Source organism: Nostoc sp. 'Peltigera membranacea cyanobiont' 213, assembly GCF_002245975.1.
Taxonomy (GTDB): Bacteria; Cyanobacteriota; Cyanobacteriia; order Cyanobacteriales; family Nostocaceae; genus Nostoc.
Genome location: NZ_NOLI01000012.1, coordinates 56,605 through 79,200, shown reverse-complemented (window position 1 = coordinate 79,200; position 22,596 = coordinate 56,605). Strand labels below are relative to the sequence as shown.

Below are 22,596 nucleotides of genomic sequence, written 5' to 3'. Positions count from 1 at the left end.
AACAGGTAGGGGATGTAGACGCACCTTTTTCGGCTATTCTACGACTTCTCCAACCGAGAACTTGCAAGGTTAGAGATAAGAAAATAGGAAATAATTTTACCAATTGCTAATACCCTAATTTTTATTAGTCAGCAAAATTTCAGCGATCGCACTTGAAATAGGATAGTGTGGTGAATATATCTCCATCCAGAAAAACTCCCCAACTGGGTTAACCTCAAGGAATACGTGCTGACCATCGGGTGTGACGATGATATCGATCGCACCATAGTTTAAGCCAAAATGAGCCATGATATTGAGCAGCTTTTTCTCAACATCTTCAGGTAATTCGTAGGGTTGCCAATTCTCAGCTAAAGCTTTCCCCTCTTTGCGCCAATCATAAGTAGATCCGCCCAAACTCTGCGAGTCTACGGCGGCTGTAAATACACGGTGTCCGACAATAGTCGTTCGTAACTCCAGCGCTTTCGGTATGTTTTCCTGAAATGTCATCGGACAAAAACGCAGCCCTTCCATATTCTCCAGATCGTCATCTGTAACTGGACTGGTGAACACAACGTTTTCTCGCCCCTGCTCGTCATAGATGGCAAAGGAAGAAAGCATCTTGGTAACTATACCTTGTTTACACTCTTGAGCAAATTGTTTTACTGTTTCTGGATTATTTGAAGTCAGAGTGCGTGGGGTAATAAGCCCAACTTTCTGGGCAATTTGTAGTTGTAGTTGTTTATTATTGGCTACATCAACATTTGACATTTTATCAAAGTGAAATCCTTGAAGACCGGCAATCATACCCCTGACAGTGCGACGAGTTTCTTCAATTGAAGCGTCTCTAAATTGCTTGTCCATCGTTTTGGGAATTTTTGCTCCGTAGCGCATCCGCCGATACCAAACTGAGGACACCTCACTCAAATCAAGTTTGTGTTCGCCATCAGTAATAATTACGCGCTCAGAATCACCTTGATAAATATCCAATTTCACTTCGGTGGGATATCTATCTGTGTCAAAACGAAATGCTTTTTCTCCTCTAGCCTCAATTTCTTTGATTACCAGAGGAATGCTATCGTTGTCTTCGCTAAAAGTTATTATTAATACTGTCATAGAAAATTTTTCACTAAAGTGCTTGCTACTATGAGAAGTTCGTAGTAAGCACTTTAGTGCTTAAGATAAGGACTAAAGTCCTCACTACAAGCCTTCTCGTGCTTTCTAGGAAATAAGAGCGTCTGCGATCGCATTCGCAATGGGCAAGTCTAAATCTTTCTCCAGCATTCCCCACTCTCCTATCGGGTTAACTTCCAAAAAGACATATTCTCCTGATGGGGTGACAATAAAATCTAACGCCCCAAACAACAGCCCAAATTTCCCCATAAATGCTTGGAGACGACGCACTACTTCATCAGGAAGTTGGTGATGTTGCCATGCACCAACATCAACACCAGGTTTACGCCAATCAACTTTGGCTACTGCATAAACAGACGCTTCTAGCGCTCCCACAAATACACGGCCATTTACATACACCACCCGCAATTCCGACTGTTTAGGAATTTCCTCTTGAAAAACCATTGGGCAATAGCGTAGTGACTCTGCATCCTGCAAATCTTCCTCTTTGACGGTGCTGGTGTAAAGAAAGAACGAGGAATTAGCTTCCATACTGCGGGAAAGAGCAGTTAATAGCTTGCTCACCATCTTTCCGTTAACTTGGTGGAAAAACTCTCGTGCTGATTCAGCTTTGTTGGTGACAAGAGTTTGGGGGATGGTAAAACCTACTTCAGATGCAACTCGCAGTTGGCGCAGCTTATTATGTGCAGTATTTATGCGCTCTAAATCGTCTACCCAACGAGCATCTTTGAGGCTGTCCCAAAAACCGTCTAAAGTTGCTTGTGATTCTCTGATGCAGGCTTCTCGGAACTTTGGAGCTAATTCTTCACTCAGTTTCGGCTCCCAAATGCGCCGCATCCAAACAGCTTGCACCTGCTCTGTGCTAATAGAGTGGTTGCCATATTCTAAGCTATGATAGGTTTTTGACTTGTCAAAGCGTGCTGTTAACTGCACTTCTAGAGGAAACTTATCAGTATCAAGGCGGAATGGTTTTGCCCCTTTTTTTGACAAGGCTTCTGCCACTCTATCTATTGTGAAGAAATCACCACTGTGGGTAATTAATAAAACAACGTCACGCGACAGGTGCATAAAAAATTTCTTGCTTTAATTTTAGGAGCTAGATGTTAAAAACTACCTAAAAAATTTTGTTTAGATCCTCAACTTATTTAAGAAGTAAAGGATCTAAAATCGCCACAATATAATGAATACCTTAATTTGAAAGCCATTAATTTCTCAGGAGTGCTATCAGTTATTTGATAACTGCTATTCCTAGAATTTTAGATGGCAATAACTAAATTTAGCGATCTTCCCAATCGGAAGGATACTTGAAAGTATAGATTGGGGGAGGATTATCATTTGGTTTCTCTGGAGGCTTTTCTTCCACTAAAAAGCGGGCAAAAAATGGTACTGCTTGAGTATTTAAATTGCTAGACATGGGATTTTCTCTTTAGTTTGCTAATAACGAGTAGTTTTCAGTTCTTTGATAACTGAAAACTACTCCCCTCATTACCAATGACGCTAACTAGATTTAGCGATCTTCCAATGGGAAGGATACTTAAAATTACTTGGAAGCAGTATCTGGCTGTTCAGATTGCTCTTCCAAGATGCGAGTGAAGAATCGCACTGCTTGGATATCAGATGCTTTCTACTGTATTTGTAGGCATTGCTATTTTCCAAAGGAAAATTTATTTTAGCAATTTATTTAATATATATCAGTAATTTAATATGGGCACAAGGACAGTTAAGACAAAAGTGAATTAATTATCCAAATTTAGAGTGAACTTTTCCCAAACAAAAAGAGCTAACTTCGATCCAGAACGACTTTTAAAGTTTTGTTAAGGCTTGAACCTCTCTAACCCTCCTTAAAAAGAAGGGGATTAGAGCAAGTTTTAGAAAGGGGATTCACTGCGGTATTGGGCTAGCGGTAGCAATGAAGATCATCTCTAAGATAATTTTTGAATTGCTTAACGTCTGCCACCACCACGATGGGGCACTTCAACTTCAGTTTCTTGTAGCTTTCTTTTTGGTGCAAAGGTTTCTTGATGTTGCTGCTGCTGAATTTTTTCCTGTGCAAACTTGACACGGGTACGAACTCCAAGATCAACGTCTGTATCGAACATTTGCTGAAGTTGATTTGTAATTCGTGACTCTTGATCGGGTAAAGTGGCTGTTATTGCGTTGCCGCTTTGCGGGTTGTCGCCAGACATCGCTAATGTTTCTAAACTCGTCACTGCTGCATAGCGTACTACCCATTCTGGATCTTGAGAAATCAGTAATAGCGCCTCTAATACCTGAGTCTGAACAGATTCTACTTTCTCCGGTGGTAATTGATGCCAGCGCAAAGTACCTAATCCTCTAGCCGCTGCCCGCCGCACACTCAAGGAAAAATCAGTTTTTGCTGCCTCGAATAAGGTATCCAGCGCTCGAACATCGCCAATTCCGGCTAAAGCACGAAGTGCCCAAGCTCTAGCGCCATAGTTGTAATCATCAATTAGTTCCAATAGTGGCGATACTGCGGCTTCCCCGATCGCAATTAATCCATCTACCGCCGCCACCGCCGCCCCTGGATTGTTGTAGCCCAAAGCTGCAATTAGAGTCGGAACAGATTCCTCTATATGTGCTGCTGCTAATTCTTGAACTGCGTCTACTAAGCGCTCTGAAGAGTCTGCTTCTTCTACAGCACGGATCAGTATTTGGGCAATATCGCTGTTATTCATAACAATTTCTCATGAGTAATTAGCTGTCAGCCAATTGTAGCTTAAGTTATCCGTAGCTGACATCATACATAAACCCCTAACCCTTATTTTGCAGTTGGGTTGGGGGTTTATGTGTAAAAAACATTTTTTGTAACGTATTAATAATAACTTATTCTCTATAATTTATGACTACAATAGCGAGTCCATCAAATTAATCACTTTTATTGCACCTTCTGACAAAGTGCTTGGTGTAGTGTGATTGACTTGATGTTCTAGTAATCCTTTGAGAGAAATGAGCTTGAGGCTATTTTCAGCAAGAGTCTGTGCGATCGCATCTGCTGCGGGTAAATATCCAATGGCTCCCAAATCTGCTAACACTGCTCGACGCAATTGCAATCTTTCACCCGCCAAAGCCTTTACTAACCTTTCCCCATAAGCTGGTTCTTGGGTTAATTGATACATCGCTCGTGCGGCGGCATATTGTACCAATTCAATTGGATGCTCTAAAAATGGCTTTACCAAAGGAATAACTTCAGTCGCCCTCAAGGTTCCCAAGGCTTCTAAAATGGCCTCGTAGGGTTGAGATAAATCAGGTTGCTGTGAGACAAGCTGCTCTCCCTGCAAACCTACTGTTAATAGCTTGATTAGGGCGGGAATACAAACCGCATCTCCTAACATTTCTAAGGATTGTGCTGCTGCTTCTCGCACATAGAAATCTGAGCAATCTAAACACGCAATTAAAGGTGATACTGCTTGGCGATCGCTTAGTTTTCCTAAAGCCCTAGCTGCGTTCCGTCGGAGAGGATATCCGCCTTCTGGTGTCCTGTCGGCTTCATCCTCTAAAGCTTTAATCAGCCCTGTAACCGCAGCTGGTTCACTTATACGAAACCTACCCAACCACCAAGCAGCATAAAAGCGCAAGCCTAAATCGGCACTTTCAAGATTAGCGATCGCTTGTTCTACTGTTAAAGATCCACCATCAACATCACCTGTCGCTGATAAATCTTCAAATTTCTGTGGACTGGAATTCATTAGGAAGAAGGAGGATCGCTTTGTTCGCTATCTGTTTTCACCTCAGCGTTCAATGGTTGAATGCTGACTATTTTGCCACCTAAGCGAGTAATTCGCTGCATTTCTTGATTCATCCGGTTTTCAGGCACTGTGATAAACACACTACCACTAGAACGAATTGGATAGTTGGTTTTTTCGGTTTCTTCGCTTTGGCGCAAACCTACTACTTCATACCGAAAGTAACGACTACTAGCTCTACTACTAATTTGTCCAAGCATAAATCACTTCCAAATTTTAAATTTTAAGTTTTCAATAGTCATTAATTCATAACTAATGACTATTGACAAATGACACTAAAGTGGTTTCACACTAGCTATTTTACCACCTTGTTTTACTACTCTTTGGAAGTAGCTAGATAGTTCTTCATAAGGTATTACCACCGCTTGATTTACCCGGCGGGTGCTAGGATATCCAGCGCCAAAAACGCCTGCCACTTCAATGCGGTAGAGTCTGCCTTCTTTACCAAATGTTCCCGCACCACCAAAAGTGCTGTTGGGGGTAACACCTTTTTCGGAAGCAACGTATGAAAAACCTGAAGGGCCACCAGATGGAGGAACAACGATAGATGCACTGTTGCGTCCGAGTTCGGCAGCAAGACGGGAAGACTTGCCTTTGAGTTGGGAAGTATCGCTACTGGCATAGCCGCGATAAAGTTGGAATATGCGGCTAAACCCGACAGTTTTCTGTCCTGTTTGGGTGTTAAAACCGCGATAGTAAGGAACTATATTTTCACCAAAGCTAGATTGATACTCTGGTGAATCAATGTAAGAATCGATGTCGGCTTCATATCCCTTGTTTTGATACAAGTCCAAGTGATAAACCACATCAGACTCATCATAAGGGGCACGACCCAACAGATGTTTAAAGTTCAGTTCGATAACGCGAGTTTGGAAATTATCGTAGAAAAACTTGGTTTTGTACAGTTCTGATTTGGCAACTTGGCGCACAAATTCTTGGACTGTATTTTTTCCATCGCGTAGGATAGATTCAGCACTTTCCAGGCGGTCAGATGCCAATATATAGTTGTTGCCCAACACCTGACGATATACGGCAACAATTACTCTCTCTATATCTTCTTTACTTGCATTGGGACGCAATTCTACAGGAGATTGGTCGCTAAAAGGTTCCGTTCCTAGACGGGACGCTGCTGTTGTAATAGCCATTGGTAATTTTCCTTTTGTAATTAGTAATTAGGGACTGGGGATTAGGGATAGGGTACTTGGCATTGGGAAAACTCTTTCCCAGTTCCCAGCCCCCAATCCCCAGCCCCCAGTCCCTAGTCCCAGTCCTATTTATACGGCAGTAATGCTAATAACCCTACTGCCTTTGCGATTCAACTGCTGCAATTTACTAGAAAGTTGCTCGTAGGGTACGATCAACTCCGCAGTCCCACGTCTTACTACAGCTGAATTTGGGGAAGCTGCTTGTAGCACTCTGATGCGGTATGTTTCCCCACGACCACCTGTAGAGAGACCGGTTAAGGCTCCAGCAGAAACTGGATAAATGGGTGAAGCTAGATTCTTAGCTATTTCCCAGGTTAGTCGCCCTTGTTTTTGTCCTTGGGCGCGATCGCTATTGGCATAACCCCGATACAGTTGGAACAGTCGGCTATATCCAACATTTTTCTGTCCTACTTGACTCTTAAAGCCTCGATAGTAGGGCACAACATTTTCGCCAAAACTTTCTTGATATTCTAATGAGTCAATGTAAGAGTTAATTTCAGCTTCGTAACCTTGTGAGTTATAAAGCTCAACATGGAATGAAATCTCTGACTCATCTTCTGGGGCACGCCCCAATAAATGCTTATAATTTAACTCGATAAACCGAGTTTGTGAGTTGGAGTAAAAAAACTTATCCCGATATAGTTCCGATTGAGCAATGGCTTGCACAAATCCCCGAACTGAGATTAAACCTTGCTGCAAAAGTGATTCGGCACTCTCCAGACGCTCTCCTTCTAGGAGGTATGCATTACCTAAAACCTGACGGTAAGCTGCCCGGATAATAACTGCTACATCTGCTTCAGTTCTATCGGGACGTAGTTCTACCTGTCCAGAATTTTCAAATGCTCCAATCCCTAATCTTGCTGCTTGTCCCAAAGCTGCCATCTTTAAACCTCCTCAGTTTTAACTGCAAAACTGAAAACTTTTTAGAAAAATTTTTTCTAGTTTTTTAACAGTCTTTTGAAAATAAAACTGCCCGGAGAGGTAAGCAACTCATAGAACATCACTTGTCATAAGAGCTGATTTCCTCTCCGGGCTAAAGAAACACTCTAGCTTAGAGTATTGATTACATAGTCGATGTAGGAATTTGCTTCAACAGCTGGGTCGCCGCTTAGACCGTGGTTAGCTTTGATGTACTTGAGAGCTTCAATGTACCAGCTAGGAGATAGGTCAAAAGTCCGGTTGATTTCAGCCAAGCCAGAAATCAAGAAATCATCCAAGGGGCCTGTGCCACCAACAACTAATGCATAAGTGATAATCCGCAAGTAGTAGCCTACATCACGAACGCACTTGCCTTTACCGCGTGAATCAGACGCGAAGTTAGGGCCTTGTTGTTGAGTGGTGTAAGGGAACTTGTTATATACTGCTTGAGCAGCACCTTCGGTCAAGCGTTGAGCATTAGCACTTAATGCTTTTGCTGCTTGTAAGCTAGCTGGCGCTTGACGGAAGCGACCAAAAGCAACTTGAATTTCGGTGCTGCTGAGGTAGCGACCTTGAGAGTCTGCTGATGCAATTGCTTCCGTTAGAGGTGTTTTTGTCATTTTGGTATTTCCCTTTTACAAACTTTTGGTTGAAATTTTCTTTTGTCCTAATGGACAATTATCTCAGTCAATAGCAGCAATATCTGCCTTAAGCTACTGCTGAAGCAGCACGATCGAAATAGCTAGCTATTTCAGATGCTAAAGCGCTGCAATCGCCTCTGGTGATGTTGTTTGTGTCGTTAACAATTGCTAGGGAAGCTGCTTTCAGCTTTTGAATACCAACAGCAACTGAAGCTCCAGGGGTTCCCAATGCCAAGTAGGTTTCACGCAAACCATTGAGGGCACGGTCATCTAGAACACTAGAATCGCCAGCAAAGATTGCATAAGTGATGTAGCGAAGAATGATGTCCAAGTCTCTGATGCAAGCAGCAGCGCGACGGCTGGTATAAGCATTACCACCGGGAGTGATCAATTGGGGCTGTTCTGCCCACAAATCACGAGCCGCAGCAGCAACTAGAGCGGAAGCATTGCTGGTAATCCGGTTAACAGCATCTGCACGCTTGTTACCATCTTTTACTAGTTCGCTCAATGCATCCAATTGTGCATCGGAGAGGTATTCCCCACGTGTATCAGCTTGGGAAACTACTTTTGCAAATGCATCTAAAACCATTGCGTTAAATCTCCTACTTTGCTCGGTTAAGAATAATTGGACTCAAAACTGAATGGTTCAGCTTTTTTTTGATGTCAGCACTGCCTGACGAGTTACGAAAGGTTTAAAACAGACATCCAAGAAATAAGTTTACGATCTCCAGGCTTTCAGATTAAAACTTTTGTTAAAAAACTTAAAACTTCTGTGAATGACTGGAAAACCTGATTAAGATGTTGTTTTTTACTTCCAAGTTCTCTTTATACAATGCTGCCGCATCATTATTTATTACAATTTATTGTTATGTTTGTTAATTTAATTTACATAACTTTATATTTTCTGATTGCTTCTCTTCACCTCTAGGAAATTCCTCAAAGAATGCGATCGCACCCTGAATTAAAGTAATATTTGCAACTCCATTCCTACTGGTAAAGGTGCGGGCCACATTTCACGACTGCATTGCATCCATTACATGCGTGGGTTCAGAGCTACAGATGCAAGGGGAGACTATTAGGATTGTTGCTAACGCAGACTTGAGGCTCAACTGCGATGATATTAACCTTGCAACTATAATCGACAAATAGAAACCTCATAGATGCTTAGACACTAAAGATAGTCATCTATGGTATAGAAATGTATAGAATCTTGTAAAGATATAAAATATAGTTGTTAAATGCACACATTTATAGCTTCTTCCTCAATGCAGCTGTCTGTACCGCCAAATCACTTTCAGCCAATGAAGATTGTCGCACTGGGGGACAGCTTAATTTATGGATTCGGCGATCCAGAAAAAGGAGGCTGGATCGAGCAACTACGGCGATGGTGGATGTTGCCGGATAGTGCCGGTCATGTTCTTTATAATTTAGGCGTAAGAGGCGATCGCACGCAACAAGTAGCCCAAAGGCTAGAAGTTGAATTTCGCCACCGGGGTGAACTGCGAAATCGTGTCCCCGACTTGATTATTTTATCCGTAGGCGTGAACGACTCAGCGCGGTTGGCGCGTCCCGATGGTCGAACTTACACAGATTTTACCCTATTTGAAAAAGAAATTGGTTCTCTGCTAGATTTAGCACAACAACTCTGTCCTGTGTTATTTGTGGGCATGGTGCCAGTAGATGAAGCCAAGATGCCATTTTTAGATTGTTTTTACTATAATCATGCCGATCAGTACCGCTACAAAGAAGCAACTAGAATTGCTTGCAGCAAACGACAGATTCCCTATTTGGATATTTTTGAGCAGTGGATGGAACGCGGTGAAAACTGGCGGCTTAAACGTCTGAGTGAAGATGGTCTTCATCCCAATACACTTGGTTATCAAGCTTTGTTAGAAGATGCGATCGACTGGGATGCGATACATTCAGTAAGCTTTGCCAATGCAGCTTACCATTCTGAATTTAATTATCATCTTAAACCATCCTAATTATAGATATGTTGGTGCTTTCGAGTTAGCCTATATTCTCGTATTCGCTATCTTCGCAAAAGTACCACAATCTTAACTAATTTATGAACGAGAGTCGATGTAGCATCCTTTGATAATCAATCTATAAAAACTCTAATTTTTCTCTTTTCATTACAGACGCAATTAATCGCGTCTCTTAAATCCTAACTAATCACTCTTATGACACCAACTTTATTTGGTCGTTGGCAAACTCGATTATTATTAATTCTAACTGTCGGCGTACTTGTATCTTTGCCTTTTGCACTGGGTTTGATTGGCCCTGGCGCTAACTCTGTTTATTTTTGGATACTTGGTTATGTCGCCGTCTTTGGCTTAGGTTGGGATGTGCTTTATAACCATCTTCAGAAATCCCGATGGGATAGGGATTGGCCCGCAGTTTATCAACTTTTAGCTGGTATATGGGAATTAGCATTTGTGTTCTGTGGAGTAAAACTATTTGGCTTTTTACCAATACCTTTACCTAAAGAAGAATTACCTCTAGCAGTTTTTTTATTGCACTATAGCGTCGTGTGGCTAGCAGTTTTTATTAGTTCACAAAGCCTGATGCGAATTATTTTCCTCCGTTGGCGTTTCCGGGGTGGTGAGTGGTTGTAATATTGTGTCCACTTAAAGACCGATCGTTAAGAGCATGTTTGAAAAGTATTTCGCCGTGATTTTAGGCACTTTTAGATCCCCCCTAACCCCCCTTACAAAAGGGGGAACCGGAATCAAAGTTTTCAATGCAGAGACGCAAATTAAGGAAGTGCAATGTCAAATTTTGATCTGATTATTCAGCTATTTTTGCAACTCACAATTATCTTAGCTACTTGTCGCATCGTGACGATTCTAGGACGGCGTTATCTTGGTCAAACTGATGTTGTTTGCGAAATGATTGCAGGCGTAATGCTAGGGCCATCACTTTTGGGATTGATTGCACCGGATTTTCAGCAATGGCTTTTTCCTAAGCTTCCAATCATCACTGCTGTCGGACTCAAGATACCCAATCCGTCGATGTCAATTCTATATGCTATCAGCCAGATTGGGTTGGTAATTTATATGTTTTTGATTGGTTTAGAGTTCAACACCAAACTCTTAAAACATCATATCAAAAGTGCAAGTTTGCTATCTGCTGTTGGGATTTTTACTCCTTTTATTTTAGGAGCGATCGCATCTTTTTGGTTTTATCACAATGGCGATTTCTTTCAACCAAAGGTAACGCCTTGGTCAGCCGCTTTGTATCTGGGTGCGTCGATGACAATTACAGCATTTCCGATGTTAGCTCGTATTCTTTACGAACGCGGTCTTGCACAAACCCGCTTTGGTACGTTGGCTTTAGGTGCAGCATCGGTAGATGATGGAGTTGCTTGGTGTTTGCTAGCGATCGTCCTTGCTAGCGTGAAAAATTCTCTGAGCATTGCCATATTAGCAATTGGTGGTGGCATTTGCTATATATTATTTGCAATTTTTCTCGGTCAACCTCTATTGAGAGTGTTCGCACGCATGACAAAACGCGATGCAGGTGTGAATAGACAAACTCTAACTTTGATGTTGATAATTTTGATGTTTTGTGCGTGGTTTACCGATATCACAGGTATCTATGCAATATTCGGCGCTTTTGTGCTGGGAGCAGTGACACCACGAGGAGAATTCGCCCAACAAATTCGCCAATATACTGAGTTTTTAACTACTTCTTTTTTGCTACCGATATTTTTTGTCTTCTCTGGACTGAACACTCAAATTGGATTGGTAAACACACCTACTTTATGGGGAGTTACACTCTTAATTATTGCGATCGCAATTCTCGGTAAAGGTGTTGCTTGTATGTTGGCTGCAAAATTGGCGGGGGAAAATTGGCGCGAATCTGCCACTATTGGCGCTCTGATGAATGCTCGTGGTTTGATGGAGTTAATCATCCTCAATATTGGTCTTGAGCAAGGTATAATTACTCCGACTTTATTCACTATAATGGTTATTATGGCAGTCATTACTACACTCATGGCATCACCACTGATTGCCTTTTTATTGCACGGTACAAGCTATGATAAATCTTCTGCTTAAGTAAATATAAATAGAAAACAATTCCAAATTTACTGATATTAATTACATAGGCGTTGGGTAAAATTATCCGCTTAGACTCTAAGGTAGAGTAATCCGATTTCATTCCTGAAATTATCTGCGAAGCTAGAGAACTGTTAACAGAAAATAAGGATATAGATGTGTACTTAATCTTGTCCAAAAATCAAATAGCAGTCCTATATAACGGCTAATTTATTAGTGCCTGCTTTTAAGGAATACTACGAAACCAATACCAATTATCTATTTTTTGTTTAGATAATTCGGAGTTATTCTACATTTAGCTATTAGAATCATTATAATTACTTTTTCATCTCTGCAACTGCGTCCTCTCAGTAATTGACATTACAACTAAGTGCAAATTAATCTTGGTTGTATCTAACGAACTTGAAAATTCTCGATCTTTTAAAGATTTATCTTAGAGAAACCAGATAGTTAATTGTGAGGAAACCATGCACATAGTTATTCTTGTTCTGGTTGAGGTGCTGATTGTTATTGGACTTTCAAGGCTAGTAGGGCTAGCATTTCGTTCCATTAAGCAACCGCTAGTAATTGGTGAGATTGTCGCCGGCATTATGCTCGGCCCTTCTTTATTTGGTTTAGTTGCTCCCGATCTAGCAGTTACCTTGTTTCCACCAGAAACTATTCCTTTTCTAAATGTTTTGTCTCAGGTGGGACTAATATTTTTCATGTTTTTGATTGGGCTAGAACTAAATCCCAAATACCTCGGCGGACAATTGGAAGTAGCTATTTTAACTTCTCATGTCAGCATTTTGGTGCCGTTTTCTTTAGGAACATTGCTAGCGGTAATCCTTTATCCCCTAGTTTCTAATGCCAGTGTATCATTCACCGCCTTTGCTTTGTTTTTGGGGGCGGCAATGTCCATTACTGCCTTTCCAGTGTTGGCGCGAATCATTACTGAAAACAATTTACAAGGAACCCGTTTAGGAACCTTGGCGTTAACTTGTGCAGCCGTGGACGATGTGACAGCTTGGTGTTTGTTAGCAGTAGCGATCGCAGTAGCTAGAACTGGTGACTTTGCTGGTGCTATACCCACAATTATCGCCAGCATCGTTTACATCGGCTTGATGTTGACGGCGGGACGTTGGTTCCTCCAGCGCCTTGCCAAACACTACCTCCGTGCAGGACGACTCAGCCAATTACTGCTGGCTGGGATTTATATGGGTGTGGTTGCATCGGCATTAATTACCGAACTAATTGGTATTCACTTAATTTTTGGGGCATTTTTACTGGGAGCAGCAATGCCCAAAAATGAAGATTTAGTGCGGGAATTAGCAGTAAAAACCGAAGATTTTGTGCTGATATTCTTGCTGCCAATATTTTTTGCCTACAGTGGTTTAAAGACACAAATTGGCTTGCTCAACCGTCCCGAATTGTGGCTTTTGTGTGCGTTGGTTTTAGGAGTGGCGATCGCAGGCAAATATGTTGGTACTTATGTCGCAGCCCGTGTTAGTGGCATTAGTAAGCGGGAAGCCTCGGCACTCGGTTGGTTAATGAATACTCGCGGTTTAACCGAACTAATAGTGCTAAATATTGGTCTAGAGTTAGGGGTAATTTCGCCCTTAATATTTACCATGCTGGTAATTATGGCATTGGTAACTACATTCATGACCTCGCCACTGCTGGAATGGACATATCCGAAAAAGCTAATCAGGTTAGATGTTGTGGAACCGGAATCGGAAGCAGTAACAGGTATAGATACCTCTGCTGGAGGTAAACCTTCTCCTCATCCTTTCCGAATTTTGGTGCCGGTAGCTAATCCCAGTACCCAAAAAGGTTTAGTACAGTTAGCAGTAGCCTTGGCACAGCCCGCCGTCGGTGTTGCTCTTAATTATCGATATCCTGCCGTTGTTAACCCCCTTAGCCTGATTGAATTTCAAGAAGACTATGCCTTTGAAAGTACCCCAGTTGAAGCAGATCGATTAATTGCCCAGCGCCGCCACCAACTAGAAGAATTGATTAATACTCTCGAACCGCCAGAAACTCGTTCTTGCGTGCATCCTATCGTTCGCATATCTAGCAACGTTGCCCGCGAAACCGCACAAATTGCCATATTAGAACAAGTTGATTTAATTCTGGTGGGTTGGCATCGGCCAGCTTTTAGTAGTAATCGTTTAGGTGGAAGAGTTGGACAAATGCTTACCACCGCACCAGTAGATGTAGCAGTATTTGTAGATAAAGGTAAAGAGCAATTAGAAAGTTTACTCGTACCTTATTCTGCCAATATCCATGATGATTTAGCACTAATACTAGCTCTGAGACTGCTAATCAATCGTGAGACTTGTATTTTACAGATATTGCAAATAGTAGCAAATCATACCAAGGAAGAATTGAGCTACGAACTGAACGCAATGATGGAGCAATTGCCCACCAGTGTACGCGATCGCATTGAAATCAAAATTCTCGAAGCCCCAGAACCAATCCAAGCTGTAATTCAAGCTTCAGAAGGTGTTGACTTAACTATTGCTGGCACCAGCCGCGCGTGGGGTATCGAGCGCCAAACCTTGGGAAGATATACAGATCAACTAGCTATCCAATGTCGTTCTTCGTTGCTGATTACCCGCCGCTACAGTCAAGTTACCGCTCACCTTGCCTCTATGCTTCCTGAAGTTAGTAGTCAAGAACCAACATTGAGGAGTTGAGAACATGAATCATTTCAACTTCAAATCTTTAGCTTTTTACGGAGTAGCAATAGTTTCAGTGCTACTGTTGTTTAAAACTGTCAGCGTTTATGGGGAAAACAATCTTAAGGCTCCTCCTGCCGTTAACGGCCGCTATCGTCTAACCCTGTCAGAGAATTTGCCTAACTGTGAAAAATCGGATACCCTAACGTTAAACATTGAGCAGTCGGGTATTTACTTAAATGCCTCTGTATTACCGGCAAATGCTAAAGCCGATACTGACGAAAAGCACTCTCTGGCAGGCATCTTCAGAAATCAACAATTAAATTTATCTGGGAAAGTTGGCAAATCAATCCTTTGTAATATTCCTCACTCCCAAAACGATCCGCTGAACTCAGTCACAATTCAAATGCAACTTGTGGATAAAGGTAATCTGACAGGTCAATTAACCGTAAATGACATTCCACAAACCCGGAAATTTACTGCTGTGCCCCAAAAAGCCGAGGAGAAATCTCAGAAGTGATGAAGTGGGGAGTGGGGATTAAATAATTCGTAATTCGTAATTCGTAATTCGTAATTATGTAATGCGCGTGGGGATTTCAACCACAACACAAAACAATTAACCCTTATGGGATGGGGACTTGACCCCAATATTGGTTAAAAAGCAATGCGATCGCATTGTATGGGTTTTATGGAGCAGATAAAAAGAATGAATCAGGGACTAAAGACTAGGCTATTTTGCCAATGGCGCAAGCAACTATTTAACATCAGTCTATTAGGCTTTTGGGTAGCGATCGCCCTCGAAACTTGCACTACTGCTGCTACACCTGGGGCAAAGCTAGATAATTGGCGGTTTTCACCCAAGACACAGCAACTCGAAATCACCCTCTCAGCAGGCACAATACCTCATTATTTCTACTTAGCCCAACCCTCTCGGCTTGTTCTAGATTTACCGAATACTAAGTTGGGCAAAGTTTCCACACAACAAAATTATTCTGGAGCAATCAAAAGTATTCGTGTTTCTCAATTGAACGCAAATGACACACGCATTGTCTTAGATTTAGCACCAGGAATTGTTTTTAATCCTAAACAGGTACAACTGCAACCCATTTCCCGAAAAAACTCCACTCGCTGGGTATTACGTCCGGTTTTTTCTGGTAAAACTACTGCCGTGAAACTAGGAAATTCCCCATCTTCATCTAAGAAACAATCTCAAACACTGTATAAGCCACAGCAGCCTAGTAACCTACCCGTAACTACTACTAATTTACAAGCGCCCTTACTCACAATTCCGCCGATATCAAACGATCTACCCTCAACAATTACTAATAACTCAGGACAGCCTTTTGTCACTGTACCTCCCCTAACTCCGAATACATCCTCTCAACAACCTGCTTTGGTTCTTCCCCCTCCTTCTTTCCCAAATCAACTCGGTAACTTGAATAACATTCCTCCTTCTGGTGTGTCAGAATTTCCAGTTCCAACAACCCCCAATGTTTCCAATCCCCAGGTAATCGAGTTTGGTCAACCTTTACCCAAAAATAAATAGGGCATGGAAATTGAACCTCACACCACTAAAAGTGGCGTGATTCCTGCTTCAACGATCTCTGCCTGAATTACTTCAGGACTTACAAGTTCTCTACAGGCGTTTTTTATAACCTCCGGCGTACCGACGGCGGTTAGTAATCTCAAACCCTCACTTAATTAAGCGCTGCGTTTTTATCCCTCGAATTATAACTATTGCATTGTGGACAAGACCATTCACGCAACCTTAAATCTTTAACCAATGGGTTAATAAAACTACAACAGTTGCAAGTCTGAGACGAAGGATAAAATGTGCCAACTCTCTGTACAATTCTGTCATGCCACAAAGCTTTATATTCGAGCATGGCAACGAACTTAGACCAATTAGCGTCTGAAATACTCAGTGCTAGTTTTTGATTCTTTACCATGTTGGCAACTCGCAAATCCTCGATACAGATAATACTATTTTCTTTGATTAAACGAGTTGATAGCTTATGCAGAAAGTCATCTCTCAAATTCGTAATGCGTTCGTAAGTACGAGCCAGCTTGATTTTCACTTTGGCTCTATTCCTACTACCTTTTACAGTGCGGGATAGTTTTTTGTGTGCCTTGCGTAGCTTCCTTTTTTGTGTCCGATAATATTTGGGATTATCTACAACCTCACCGTCGCTGGTAACGAGATAAGACTTAATCCCCAAGTCTAAACCAATATTTTGAGCAACTTGAGAGTGTTTCTCTATCTCTGTTTGACACAGAATACTAGCAATATATTTACCCGATGAAGTGCGAGTTACAGTAACGTTTACAATCGTTCCAGCGATATCCTGAGACTTGTGGAACCTTACCCATCCCATCTTGGGAAGTTTTAAACGATTTTGTATTATCTGAATATTACCGTTAGTCAGGTTGGTTTTGTAGGACTGTTTGCATCCATACTTCTTTTTGAATTTAGGAAAGCCTAAGTTTTTTCTACCTTTAACTTTCTTGAAGTCAGCAAAAAAGTTTTTATACGCTGTCTCTAAATTCCTAAGTGAGTTCTGTAAGGCAAACTTGTCTACCTCTTTGAGCCATTCAATCTCTTTTTTGAGTAAAGTTAACTGCTGACTACAACCATTGTAGTTTAAGGTTTTTTGCTCAGTACTATATAGTTCTTTTCTCAATGCCAGAAAGCGGTTATACACAAACCTTACACAACCAATTGTCTTATTAATTAAGACTTCTTGATTGTGATTAGGAATTAGTGTAACTTTAAACGCTTTTTGCATCTCTCTAATAGATATTTCTCTGTGATAATCTTACAATAATACGCAACCATCTGGTATTCTAAATATAGAAATATGGAACGCCTAACTCATGACTGGAAGTCACGAGTGTGCGGCTTGCAGAAATCAAACCAATGCCCCATGCCCTAATTTAGGAACGTGGATTAAATAAAATGCAAAACTTCATTCCGTATCTAGCTTCCCTCTCCTTATAAAGGAGAGGGATTGAGGGTGAGGTAAGGACCGGACATAAATTGTATGTTATTTAATTCTTATTCCTTAGATATTTGTCCAGTTAGCAACTATTACCTTTTTCCAACTAATTCCTTCACCTTATTGATGATGCTGACTGGATCGATACCTTGATATGGGTACTGTTCCCACAGACCACCGCAACCTTCTTTATGAGTTCCTAAATGGGCATATTTGGGAGTCAACCCGCGCTCTAGCAGCCAAGAACCGAAACGGCTGCCTAAACCAGTCCGCCGATTGAAGGCTTCTACTACAAGCACAAAAGGAGCATTACCAATTTTGGTAATCATTTCTTCATCAATGATGTTTAAAGTTGCTTTGTTAATTAAACCAACGTCTAGCCCTTCTTGCTTAAGATGCTCTACAGCATCAACGGCACGGTAGAGAGCATCACCAAAACTGATGATATAGCCTTGCGTTCCCTCTCGGACAACCTCATCTTTACCAGGAACAAATTTGTAGCCACTTCCAAATAAATCATTACCGTTACTGTCCTGAATATTGGGCACTTTGGAACGAGTGGAGAAAATAAACCGCAATCCAGGCTCATGAAACACAGCTTCTACACAAGCTGTCATTTGATTAATATCTGCCGGGAAGTACAACTGTGTTGCATAGCCATCATCCAAGCCATTGTCAGCAAACATATTGTTCAAACCAAAATGGCAGGTGTTATCTGCCATGTCATCTATACCCGCATGGGAAAAGTGGCACAAGACATTAGAATAGTTCAGCCGTGCCATTGTGATTTCTGAAATACACATTTCTAAGAAGGCGCTGAAAGTCGCAAAAATACCTTGCTTGCCCTTTTCCATTCCGAATCCAGCAGCAGCAGAGAAATTGCCCCGTTCCATGATGCCTGAAGAAATAAATATTTCAGGGTATGTATCGTGAATTTTCTTCAACCCACAGGAGCCTTCTAGATCGCTATCAATGACCTTGACTTTTTCTTTACGCTCCGCCTCACTCATGCGACTGAGGACAGCTACCACGGCTTCACCAAAGACATTGCGGTTAGCGCCCCATTTGTCACTGGAACCCAGAAATGTATATGTTTGCTTGGGTTTTTCAATCCTCTTCAGGTATTCAATCGCCGCAGTTTGTCCGCGAGATTCTAGATATTTAATTGCTAAATCTACAGAAATTACATCATGACCATGAGTAGAGCCTTCTAAACCTTCAATCCCAGGACACATCGGGCGTTTATTGATGATAGCGATCGCTCCGGGAGTATTCACAGCTTCACACAGGCGACGGTATAAATCGTCTAAGTCTTCGCCATCTCCCTGAAGTACTTTCAAACCGTGACCTTCTAAGGTTTTGGCGACGCTGAAACCAGGTAAATATTTAGAAGGATGTCCAGCGATCGTTACATCATTGTCATCAATTATCAACTTGACGTTGAGATGTTGAGCAACAGCCAAGCGAGCAGCTTCAGCATCGTTGCCTTCTTGCTGTGAGCCATCGGAACCGAGACAAAAAACTGCTTTGCCTGGATTTGCGATCGCCACACCATTGATGTAGGGCCAAAGATGTCCCAGGCGACCAGAACTAAATTTCACACCAGGGGTTAGTCCCAGTTCGGGGTGTCCTGGCAGATGAGAATGTGCTTGGCGATAACGTAAAAGTTGCTCGGCAGGTAAGTCACCATGCAACGTTGCCATCAAATATTGAGTAGCAACTCGATGTCCTGCCTCATCAAAGAAAATCGGTACAAATTGCTCTGATGCTCCCCGGAAAAAGGCATCGAGAATCATCACCTCTGGAACTGTATCATAAGGCCCGCCAGTATGACCGCCCACTCCGCTAGCAGCGCCAGTCGCGGTAAAAAAGACGATCGCATCCCGGCAGAGTTGAATATTTGCTTTTAAAGTCTTTCGCTGTTCATCTGTAAGGCTCGAATTGGCTGGATTGAGCGCTAAAAATTGGTAAGCACCGAGATCGATTGGAAATTGGGTATTAATAATAGTCATGGTTTTTTTATTAAAGGGGACTGGGAATTGTGAACTCTGACTTTTGACGTTATGTGGAAAACCTCTCTCTAAATCTCTCTCCTAAAAGGAGAGAGACTTTGAAATTTCCCCCTTCCCGCGTCGGGAAGGGGGTTAGGGGGTTAGGTTTTTCGTGGCTTTTTCCAGATGACCTAAATTGTCAGATTGGGAGCTAAGACCAACCACTTGGAACCATCTGGTTTCATCAAATGTCAAAATCAACACATTCAGCTATGCATGAACGTGATTGAATTCAATTGAAGTTGCTGCTTTTCAATAAGTATAAACTCACAAACGTGCAATTTCAAGTTCAAAAACGCAATTTCAGGAAAATTAATTATGCTAACTGCTGAACGACGACAATTCATCTTAGAAATTCTGCGTCGTGATAAAAAGGTACTTTCGACAGAACTTAGTGCTGTTCTGAAGGTTTCTGAGGATACGATTCGGCGGGACTTGCGAGAACTAGCAGAAACTGGATTATTGCAACGCGTTCATGGGGGAGCGCTCCTTAAATCTCCAGCCACCGCCAGTTATGCCGATCGCCAAAAGCAAGCGCCAAAAGAAAAGGAAGCGATCGCTCGGACAGCAGCAAAATTAGTTTGTAAAGGACAGGTGGTGATTTTAGATGGAGGTACAACAACTCTCCAAGTGACACGACATTTGCCCTTAGATTTGCACGCGACAGTGATCACAAATAGTCCGCCAATTGCTCTTGCTTTAGCAGAACATCCCCATATAGAGGTTGTGATGTTAGGTGGACAACTTTACAAAAAAGCCTTGGTGAATGTGGGTACTGTTACGATTGAGACATTACGGATGATTCGTGCAGATTTGTGTATGCTGGGGGTTTGCAGTTTGCATCCAGAGATTGGGATTAGTGTGCCTAACCTAGACGAAGCCCACGTTAAACGAGCCATGATTGCTGGATCGGCCGAGGTAGTAGGATTAGTGACAGCAGAAAAATTGGACACGGCTGCTCCTTATCTAGTGGAGTCCATTTGCGCCCTGACTTACCTTGTAACAGCACCTACAGTATCTAATAGTATGCTGAGTGCCTACAAAGCTTTAGGTTTAACCATTATCCGCGATGAGTAACCACGATCTGATGCGAGCAGATGCGATCGCTAGGGACTGGGGAGCAGTTCTTGAGAAGGGGGAGATGAGGGAGTGAGGGAGAAGAATTAATAACCAATAACCAATCCTCAATCCCCAATCCCCAAATCTAAAATCTATCCGTTTCTTGAGGCGTTCCCACTGCTCCAGGTTGAGCCGTAAAGAAGTTTTGAGCAGCTTCATTCTGATATATACACCTAATATCAGGTTGGCCACTGTCTAAGTTACCTGTAAATCCAAAGGTATTCAGGCGATTTTTGCACTCATTTACCTGATCCGATGTCACCAGTTTGCGGTTCTCTAAAAGCGCCCAGTTATTTTGTCGGATCACGCATCCAGGACGCATACTCGGTTGGGCAACATAAACATTAAAAGGGTTGAGAGTAACAAACAGTCTAGCGTCCATCACCATCGCGCTGGCTCCATACTGCACACAAATTTCCGGGTTTGGTGCTTTGGTGTCAATGAATTCGCGGGAAGCCACATTTGATGGGGCTAACGTTGTTGTAGAACTAAAAGCAATGCCAATTCCAATTCCCAAAATTAACACCCCTCCCATAATTGCGATGGTGAAGAGGTTAAACATAGGGGATTGGAAAATAGAGGGTTTAGAAGTAGTAGCCGATCTACCAGGGGGTTTACGTCTCATTGTTGCTTAATCACCTTCACGTCGATTTTGGAGGGAGTGGTCTAAAGTTTTCTCTCTATTTTCAGTATGCCTAGTCTTGACTGTAATTGCCTGCAATTTTCTCTGCGATATTCTTGTTAAATGAGAAAAATAATAACTTGTTTAGGTAACTTAGTATACGAAAATAAAGGTTGTGAATAAGCGGTTCTAGCCCTTAGTCCGAACCAATATTAGTTTTAAACTACTGAAAATACTTGATTTGCTTCTTGTTTGACCAAAATTTAAACCTTATCGTCTGTTGTTTATATCTTGAATAATTGGTGAGTATTTTCTTTATTTAGATCGTTAACGAATTGTTATTAGTTATGACTCTTTATCCTGTTTAAGTTGCTTAATTGGCTTTATATTTTGCGACTAAATTATACCATATTTTTGATTTTTGTCAGATAGTACTAATTGAATTTTCAAAATTAATGCAGTCAGAATGCTTTGATTCCCAGGCTTTTGTTGTTAATTTTAAATTTTTAGGATGGGATATTTTTGTTCCCCCTAGTAATTGATATGTCAAACAATGTAAATTAATACTTAATGAAATTTTGATAAGTAATAGAAAGCACGTGACATCTCAAAGAGCGCTACTTTCGGCCAAGAGGTTCAAAACTTCGCAACTCCAAATTTTCCTAGCTGATAGTCTGACTATTTTTTGGGGAGATTGGTTAGATTTACGTGTAAGAATCGTACAAGTTGCTGCATCAGGCTTAATATCCCCACTGATATATATTTTAGCTTTTGGTTTAGGTTTGGGTAGTTCCATCAAACCAGGCTCAGGGATTAGTGGTAACTATAATAACTATTTGGAATTCATATTACCGGGGATGGTAGCGCTATCGTCAATGACAATTAGCTTTGGTGGAACGACATTTTCGATTTGTGGAGACAGGCTATTTAGCAAAACCTTCGAGGAATTGCTGTTAACTCCCATACATCCCTTAGCGTTGCATATCGGAAAAATGCTAGCAGGAGTAGTACGGGGGTTGATGACATCTGGTTCTGTGATTTTGGTAGCGCTGCTGTTGACTGGAAACTGGAATTTTCTCAACCCACTATTTTTACTATTGGTAGTGCTAAATTGTTCGGTATTTGCTGGATTAGGGGTGATTGTAGGGTTGAGTGTGCGATCGCTCGAATCAGTCGGACTCTACAACAATTTTATAATTATCCCCATGTCATTCTTGGGGGCAACCTTCTTTGACCCTGGTACATTACCGGCTGCCCTCAAAGTCGTAGTTTACCTGTTACCACTCACCTACGCCAGCATCGGACTGCGTGCAGCAGCCCATTTACCCTTATCCCAGTTTCCTTGGTATAGCATACCGATTTTGCTAGCGATCGCGATCGCGCTTTCTCTGTGGGGTGGTTATAAATTCGCTCACCAACAAGATTAAAACTTTCATTACAAACTGAGCC

Annotated in this window: 23 protein-coding genes; 8 read left to right on the top strand and 15 right to left on the bottom strand. The window is 41.8% G+C overall.

The window, feature by feature from the left end; translation table 11 throughout:
- Window positions 1–114: 114 nt before the first annotated feature.
- The 11 genes from CDG77_RS06000 to CDG77_RS38435 all read right to left on the bottom strand — a co-directional run bounded on the left by CDG77_RS06000 (window position 115) and on the right by CDG77_RS38435 (window position 8,648).
- Window positions 115–1,092 carry an MvdD family ATP-grasp ribosomal peptide maturase gene (locus tag CDG77_RS06000; RefSeq protein WP_094328484.1) on the bottom strand — a complete coding sequence of 326 codons (978 nt, stop codon included), beginning with the start codon at window positions 1,090–1,092 and terminating at the stop codon, window positions 115–117.
- A 105-nt stretch (window positions 1,093–1,197) separates the two neighbouring features.
- Entirely contained in the window at window positions 1,198–2,178 is a 981-nt protein-coding gene (locus tag CDG77_RS05995; RefSeq protein WP_094328483.1) for an MvdC family ATP-grasp ribosomal peptide maturase, read from the bottom strand.
- Window positions 2,179–2,386: 208 nt separating this feature from the next.
- On the bottom strand, window positions 2,387–2,524 hold the full coding sequence (locus tag CDG77_RS05990; RefSeq protein ID WP_094328482.1) for a microviridin/marinostatin family tricyclic proteinase inhibitor: 138 nt from the start codon (window positions 2,522–2,524) through the stop codon (window positions 2,387–2,389).
- Between the two features lie 529 nt (window positions 2,525–3,053).
- Window positions 3,054–3,806, bottom strand: a complete 753-nt coding sequence (locus CDG77_RS05985) for a HEAT repeat domain-containing protein (protein WP_094328481.1) — start codon at window positions 3,804–3,806, stop codon at window positions 3,054–3,056.
- A gap of 168 nt (window positions 3,807–3,974) precedes the next feature.
- Window positions 3,975–4,817 (bottom strand): HEAT repeat domain-containing protein, encoded by an 843-nt coding sequence (locus tag CDG77_RS05980; protein WP_094328480.1) that lies wholly within the window; start codon window positions 4,815–4,817, stop codon window positions 3,975–3,977.
- Complete coding sequence (locus CDG77_RS05975) at window positions 4,817–5,074, bottom strand: phycobilisome linker polypeptide (protein WP_094328479.1); 258 nt, start codon at window positions 5,072–5,074, stop codon at window positions 4,817–4,819. The genes CDG77_RS05980 and CDG77_RS05975 overlap by 1 nt, the downstream gene beginning before the upstream one ends.
- A 75-nt stretch (window positions 5,075–5,149) precedes the next feature.
- Window positions 5,150–6,019 carry a phycobilisome linker polypeptide gene (locus tag CDG77_RS05970; protein WP_094328478.1) on the bottom strand — a complete coding sequence of 290 codons (870 nt, stop codon included), beginning with the start codon at window positions 6,017–6,019 and terminating at the stop codon, window positions 5,150–5,152.
- A gap of 129 nt (window positions 6,020–6,148) precedes the next feature.
- A complete protein-coding gene (locus CDG77_RS05965) occupies window positions 6,149–6,961 on the bottom strand; it encodes a phycobilisome linker polypeptide (protein WP_094328477.1) in 813 nt (270 codons plus the stop codon).
- A 164-nt stretch (window positions 6,962–7,125) separates the two neighbouring features.
- A complete protein-coding gene (cpcA, locus tag CDG77_RS05960; RefSeq protein ID WP_094328476.1) occupies window positions 7,126–7,617 on the bottom strand; it encodes a phycocyanin subunit alpha in 492 nt (163 codons plus the stop codon).
- Window positions 7,618–7,705: 88 nt separating this feature from the next.
- Window positions 7,706–8,227 carry a phycocyanin subunit beta gene (locus CDG77_RS05955; protein WP_094328475.1) on the bottom strand — a complete coding sequence of 174 codons (522 nt, stop codon included), beginning with the start codon at window positions 8,225–8,227 and terminating at the stop codon, window positions 7,706–7,708.
- 286 nt (window positions 8,228–8,513) lie between these two features.
- A complete protein-coding gene (locus CDG77_RS38435) occupies window positions 8,514–8,648 on the bottom strand; it encodes a hypothetical protein (protein WP_258169696.1) in 135 nt (44 codons plus the stop codon).
- Window positions 8,649–8,876: 228 nt separating this feature from the next.
- Here CDG77_RS38435 and CDG77_RS05950 point away from each other — a divergent pair, with 228 nt between their 5' ends.
- From CDG77_RS05950 to CDG77_RS05925, 6 genes are all read left to right on the top strand, one after another.
- Window positions 8,877–9,623 (top strand): GDSL-type esterase/lipase family protein, encoded by a 747-nt coding sequence (locus CDG77_RS05950; protein ID WP_181154367.1) that lies wholly within the window; start codon window positions 8,877–8,879, stop codon window positions 9,621–9,623.
- Between the two features lie 198 nt (window positions 9,624–9,821).
- Window positions 9,822–10,256 carry a hypothetical protein gene (locus CDG77_RS05945; RefSeq protein WP_094328473.1) on the top strand — a complete coding sequence of 145 codons (435 nt, stop codon included), beginning with the start codon at window positions 9,822–9,824 and terminating at the stop codon, window positions 10,254–10,256.
- Window positions 10,257–10,409: 153 nt separating this feature from the next.
- Window positions 10,410–11,699, top strand: coding sequence for a cation:proton antiporter (locus CDG77_RS05940; RefSeq protein ID WP_094328472.1), 1,290 nt, complete (start codon window positions 10,410–10,412; stop codon window positions 11,697–11,699).
- A 467-nt stretch (window positions 11,700–12,166) separates the two neighbouring features.
- The gene (locus CDG77_RS05935; RefSeq protein WP_094328471.1) at window positions 12,167–14,377 is read left to right on the top strand and encodes a cation:proton antiporter; all 2,211 of its coding nucleotides are present in this window, start codon (window positions 12,167–12,169) and stop codon (window positions 14,375–14,377) included.
- A 4-nt stretch (window positions 14,378–14,381) separates the two neighbouring features.
- Window positions 14,382–14,879: a hypothetical protein gene (locus CDG77_RS05930; RefSeq protein WP_094328470.1), complete on the top strand. Its 498-nt coding sequence runs from the start codon at window positions 14,382–14,384 to the stop codon at window positions 14,877–14,879.
- A 186-nt stretch (window positions 14,880–15,065) separates the two neighbouring features.
- Window positions 15,066–15,905: an AMIN domain-containing protein gene (locus CDG77_RS05925; RefSeq protein WP_094328469.1), complete on the top strand. Its 840-nt coding sequence runs from the start codon at window positions 15,066–15,068 to the stop codon at window positions 15,903–15,905.
- 17 nt (window positions 15,906–15,922) lie between these two features.
- Here CDG77_RS05925 and CDG77_RS38430 read toward each other — a convergent pair whose 3' ends face one another.
- The 3 genes from CDG77_RS38430 to CDG77_RS05915 all read right to left on the bottom strand — a co-directional run bounded on the left by CDG77_RS38430 (window position 15,923) and on the right by CDG77_RS05915 (window position 19,367).
- On the bottom strand, window positions 15,923–16,048 hold the full coding sequence (locus tag CDG77_RS38430; protein ID WP_262985135.1) for a hypothetical protein: 126 nt from the start codon (window positions 16,046–16,048) through the stop codon (window positions 15,923–15,925).
- A gap of 8 nt (window positions 16,049–16,056) precedes the next feature.
- Window positions 16,057–17,145 (bottom strand): IS200/IS605 family element RNA-guided endonuclease TnpB, encoded by a 1,089-nt coding sequence (gene tnpB / locus CDG77_RS05920; protein ID WP_223269716.1) that lies wholly within the window; start codon window positions 17,143–17,145, stop codon window positions 16,057–16,059.
- Window positions 17,146–17,447: 302 nt separating this feature from the next.
- Window positions 17,448–19,367, bottom strand: a complete 1,920-nt coding sequence (locus CDG77_RS05915; RefSeq protein WP_094328468.1) for a transketolase C-terminal domain-containing protein — start codon at window positions 19,365–19,367, stop codon at window positions 17,448–17,450.
- Between the two features lie 357 nt (window positions 19,368–19,724).
- Here CDG77_RS05915 and CDG77_RS05910 point away from each other — a divergent pair, with 357 nt between their 5' ends.
- Window positions 19,725–20,483, top strand: coding sequence for a DeoR/GlpR family DNA-binding transcription regulator (locus CDG77_RS05910; protein WP_094328467.1), 759 nt, complete (start codon window positions 19,725–19,727; stop codon window positions 20,481–20,483).
- Window positions 20,484–20,610: 127 nt separating this feature from the next.
- On the opposite strand, the gene CDG77_RS05905 is transcribed toward CDG77_RS05910, so the two are convergent.
- Complete coding sequence (locus tag CDG77_RS05905; RefSeq protein ID WP_094328466.1) at window positions 20,611–21,150, bottom strand: DUF3172 domain-containing protein; 540 nt, start codon at window positions 21,148–21,150, stop codon at window positions 20,611–20,613.
- 596 nt (window positions 21,151–21,746) lie between these two features.
- Here CDG77_RS05905 and CDG77_RS05900 point away from each other — a divergent pair.
- Window positions 21,747–22,574 carry an ABC transporter permease gene (locus tag CDG77_RS05900; RefSeq protein ID WP_094328465.1) on the top strand — a complete coding sequence of 276 codons (828 nt, stop codon included), beginning with the start codon at window positions 21,747–21,749 and terminating at the stop codon, window positions 22,572–22,574.
- The last annotated feature ends 22 nt before the right edge of the window (window positions 22,575–22,596 follow it).